The organism is Megasphaera geminata F0357 (assembly GCF_000239275.1).
Taxonomy (GTDB): domain Bacteria; phylum Bacillota; class Negativicutes; order Veillonellales; family Megasphaeraceae; genus Megasphaera; species Megasphaera geminata.
Genome location: NZ_JH417613.1, coordinates 10,427 through 14,346, shown reverse-complemented (window position 1 = coordinate 14,346; position 3,920 = coordinate 10,427). Strand labels below are relative to the sequence as shown.

At 44.0% G+C, this 3,920-nt stretch carries 4 protein-coding genes; 3 read left to right on the top strand and 1 reads right to left on the bottom strand.

Going from position 1 to position 3,920, the window contains the following annotated elements; all coding sequences use genetic code 11:
• Positions 1-513 precede the first annotated feature (513 nt).
• Genes HMPREF0080_RS07915 through HMPREF0080_RS07905 form a run of 3 tightly spaced genes read left to right on the top strand, consistent with a single transcriptional unit; the run spans position 514 to position 3,091 of the window.
• Positions 514-1,134, top strand: a complete 621-nt coding sequence (locus tag HMPREF0080_RS07915; RefSeq protein ID WP_006790917.1) for a GTP pyrophosphokinase — start codon at positions 514-516, stop codon at positions 1,132-1,134.
• 13 nt (positions 1,135-1,147) lie between these two features.
• On the top strand, positions 1,148-1,813 hold the full coding sequence (locus HMPREF0080_RS07910; RefSeq protein ID WP_006790916.1) for a response regulator transcription factor: 666 nt from the start codon (positions 1,148-1,150) through the stop codon (positions 1,811-1,813).
• Positions 1,814-1,828: 15 nt separating this feature from the next.
• Positions 1,829-3,091 carry a sensor histidine kinase gene (locus tag HMPREF0080_RS07905; protein ID WP_006790915.1) on the top strand — a complete coding sequence of 421 codons (1,263 nt, stop codon included), beginning with the start codon at positions 1,829-1,831 and terminating at the stop codon, positions 3,089-3,091.
• Positions 3,092-3,147: 56 nt separating this feature from the next.
• Here HMPREF0080_RS07905 and rpsD read toward each other — a convergent pair whose 3' ends face one another.
• Positions 3,148-3,735 carry a 30S ribosomal protein S4 gene (gene rpsD, locus HMPREF0080_RS07900; RefSeq protein WP_006790914.1) on the bottom strand — a complete coding sequence of 196 codons (588 nt, stop codon included), beginning with the start codon at positions 3,733-3,735 and terminating at the stop codon, positions 3,148-3,150.
• Positions 3,736-3,920: the final 185 nt, after the last annotated feature.

Sequence of the window (3,920 nt, the reverse complement as noted above, 5' to 3'; positions counted from 1 at the left end):
AAAAGGACTTGCGCGTGGGCGCGGGTCCTTTTTCCATTACGGCGGTATCTTATCGGCGTATTTTTATTTTGTATTCCAAGGGAGAACAATATTGTCGTTCCATTACAAAAGCCTCCGCACAAAATGTACGGAGGCTTCTTTAGTGACCCGGTAGGGATTCGAACCATGGACCTACTGATTCGTAGTCAGTCACTCTATCCAGCTGAGCTACCAAGTCATGACGAGGAGTATAGTCGCAATGAAACTTCTACCCCTCCGTCGCTCAGATACGATTTTGCAGCCCGATACGCACGATGGGGAACCACGCGTGAATGTATTATGTGTCGTCTTTCCATAACAAGTTCTTGCAGATAAAAAAGCAATAATTTCCCGGGAGTCTTTATTCATTACAATATTTTAAATTTTTTATAAATTCTTTTGTTTTTAACATATTTATAAGGAATTATATGATATAATAAAAGTCGTATTTATACATGATAGTGCTTTTTCTCACAGTAAATAAAAGATAAGCAGGTGATTTCTTTGCAATCTATATACGGAAATTATACGGCTACCTTGAAGGCCGTTCAATCATATCTTACGGAGCGCCTTGAAAAATACGGCCGGTCCGTATATGCGAGTAGAGGCGAAAGTGCGTATGAACATTTGGAAAGCCGTATTAAATCAGAAGAAAGTATGCGTGAGAAATGTCTGTGCAAGGGGCTGGAACCGACTGCCCTGTCGGCGTTGACGAAAATTCATGATGCTGTAGGGGTGCGTGTTATTTGCCGTTTTGTTGAGGACGTTTATGATGTGGCGGCCTATATCGGCCAACTTGAGGGCTGTACCGTCGTTACAGCGAAGGATTACATCAAGGACGTTAAACCGAACGGCTATCGCAGCTACCATATAATCGTCGCCGTTGACATTACTGCAAATGAGGAGGCCCATATTATAGGCGGTACTTATTTTGCGGAAATCCAGTTACGGACTATTGCTATGGATACATGGGCAAGTTTGGAACATCAAATGAAATATAAGAAAAAAATTGACAATGCGGAAATGATCAGCCGGGAATTAAAGCGTTGTGCCGATGAACTCGCATCGTGTGACTTTTCTATGCAGACAATTCGTAACTTAATAAGAAGGCAGTAAGGAGAAAGGGCATATGAAAATTTTATTTGCTGAAGATGAAAAAGAATTATCCGCCGCCGTGGTTTCCGTCCTGAAGGCATCCGGTTATGAGACGGATGCCGTATATAACGGTGTTGATGCGGTTATGATGGCCGGCAGACACAGCTATGATTGTATGATTTTTGATATTATGATGCCGGGGCGGGACGGTATCACAGTGCTTAAAGAGGTTCGCGCGAGCGGTAACGTTACGCCTGTTATTATGCTTACGGCAAAGGGGGAGGTGGAAGACCGAATTGACGGCCTTGATGCGGGCGCGGATGATTATTTAGCCAAGCCCTTCGCGATGAAAGAGCTTTTGGCCCGTATTCGTTCCCTTACCAGGCGGGCGGGAAGCTTTACGCCGGACACTCTTTCGCTGGGCAATATTGAATTGAATACAGAAACGCAGGAACTGAAAGGGACCAGTACGATCCGTCTTTCCGCCAAAGAAGCCAAACTTTTAAAGTTTTTGCTGCTCAATCCCCGTAAAGAATTAACGGTTTCTGAAATTTTCCGGCGGGTCTGGTCCGACGGGGACGAGGAAAATGAAGCCATTGTCTGGGTATACATCTCGTATTTACGGCAAAAATTCGAGGCTGTACAAAGTTCGGTTGTCCTTACGGGCGAAGCAGGCGGCCCGTTTGCATTGAAAGCGTAAAAATGAGGTAACAGTATGCAGATGATACATCGCTTACGGCGAAATTTTATTCTTCTTGCATCGGCAGCCGTATTCCTGTTGGTTTTTATTGTCCTCTTGCTCGTCAATGTATCCAATTATGTACAGACAATGGATGATATTGACAGTGATTTGCACTACATTGCGTCACACGGCGGAGTGATCCCGGTGAAAACGGCGCCTGCAGAACGCGGTTGGTTCAGTACGGGCGAACGGGGAAGCAATACGGATGAATTTTCGTATCAGACACGGTTTTTCAGCGTTCTTGCCGACAAAGAGGGAAACATTAAAAATGTCAACACAAAAAATACAGCCTCCTTCAGTGATGCCGAAGCTGTAGAATATGCACGGACGTCAGTGTCTTCGGGGAACGCCGAAGGTATTTTTGAAAAAGATAAGGCTTTCTATGCCTATCTCATTACAACAGATGAAAAAGAAAACCGTCTGATTGTCATTATGGACTGTACGCGCGAATTTGCGTTTATTCACGCCTTATGGCGATTCTCCGGGATTCTCGGTATTTTTTGTATTATCGTTTACATTGCCGTTTTTGCCGTTTTGTCCAAGTGGGTGATGCGACCGTTCGTGGATAATATGGAAAGCCAAAAGCGCTTCATAACCAATGCGGGACATGAGCTGAAGACCCCGATTGCCATTATTTCGGCAAATGCGGAAGCCATTGAAATGATTAACGGAAAGAATCAATGGACGGAAAGTATTTTGAAGCAGGTGAAACGACAAACGGATTTGATCAATCGTCTGGTGGCCCTGTCCCGTATCGGCGAGTACGGCAGTGATGAAGCGCAGAAAAGAGAAGTCGACGTAACGGAGACGGTACGTACGGTGATTGATTCTTTTCGTCCCGTTGCGGAAGAGCAGCAAAAGAATATTCAGTCCACAGTGGATAAAAATATCAAGGTATTTGCAATACAGCGCAGTATTTATGAGTTGACGAATATACTGGTCGATAATGCCGTGAAGTACTGTGATGACAAGGGGACGATCTATATTTCTTTAAAGGCGAAGAAAAGAAGGAAAAAAAATTTCGCCCTTACTGTAGCCAATGATTTTACTGCCGGAAAAGGCGTGGACTACTCGCGCTTTTTTGAACGGTTTTACAGAGGCGATGAATCCCATAACAGTGAAAAATCGGGATTCGGCATAGGTTTGTCGATGGCGGAAGAATTTGCCCGTTCCATGAAAGGCGTTTTGACGGTTACCTGGCGGGACGGCGTTATTTTCTTTACGGTGACCGTATAATAAAAAAAAGCGGGAAATCCGAGGATTTCCTGCTTTTTGCTGTCGTATAAAGTATTTTATTTGGAATACAATTCGACGATAAGTGTTTCGTTAATTTCAAGGGGCAGTTCACTGCGTTCAGGCATGCGGGTCAATGTGCCTTCAAATCCGTCGAAATTCTTTTCAATGTACGGGAGGTCGAAGGTTTTCAATTCCTGAAATGACTTCTTGTACATTTCGTTGGTGCGGGACGCTTCTTTCAATGTAATCGTGCTGCCGGTTTTTACATGTGCGGACGGGATGTCTACGCGTTTGCCGTTGACCAAGATATGGCCGTGATTGACCATTTGGCGCGCCTGGCGGATAGAGCTTGCAAACCCGATACGGTATACGAGATTATCCAAACGGCATTCGAGCAGTTTGAGCATATTTTCGCCTGTAATGCCTTCCTGCTTCTTCGCTTTATCATAATAACGGACAAACTGACGTTCGAGCAGGTTGTAGTATGCCCGTAACTTCTGTTTCTCCAATAACTGTGTGCCGTATTCAGACATTTTTTTCTGTCTTTGCTCTTTCTTCACACGTTTTAATGCCTTAGGGTGTCCGTAGACGTTAACTCCGAACCGGCGACATTCTTTAAAACGTGCTTCTCTCCTTGTTGCCATTGTTCACATCACCTCATTAATAATTTATGTAGAATACAATTACAAATTTTACTATGGAACGGCTCAAAAGTCAATGAAAATAGAGGAAAATGCCTTTTATAGACAAGGGAAGTTCCTTTCTGTATACTTTACCTTATAGCGGGAGGTATGATTATGCGTAAGATTTATATGATTGCCTGCGGCGG

Bases quoted from the DNA above. Each gene is read 5' to 3' on its own strand.
- HMPREF0080_RS07910 (WP_006790916.1), top strand. From the start codon at position 1,148: ATGAAAATTTTATTTGCTGAAGATGAAAAAGAATTATCCGCCGCCGTG.
- HMPREF0080_RS07905 (WP_006790915.1), top strand. From the start codon at position 1,829: ATGCAGATGATACATCGCTTACGGCGAAATTTTATTCTTCTTGCATCG.
- rpsD (WP_006790914.1), bottom strand. From the start codon at position 3,735: ATGGCAACAAGGAGAGAAGCACGTTTTAAAGAATGTCGCCGGTTCGGA.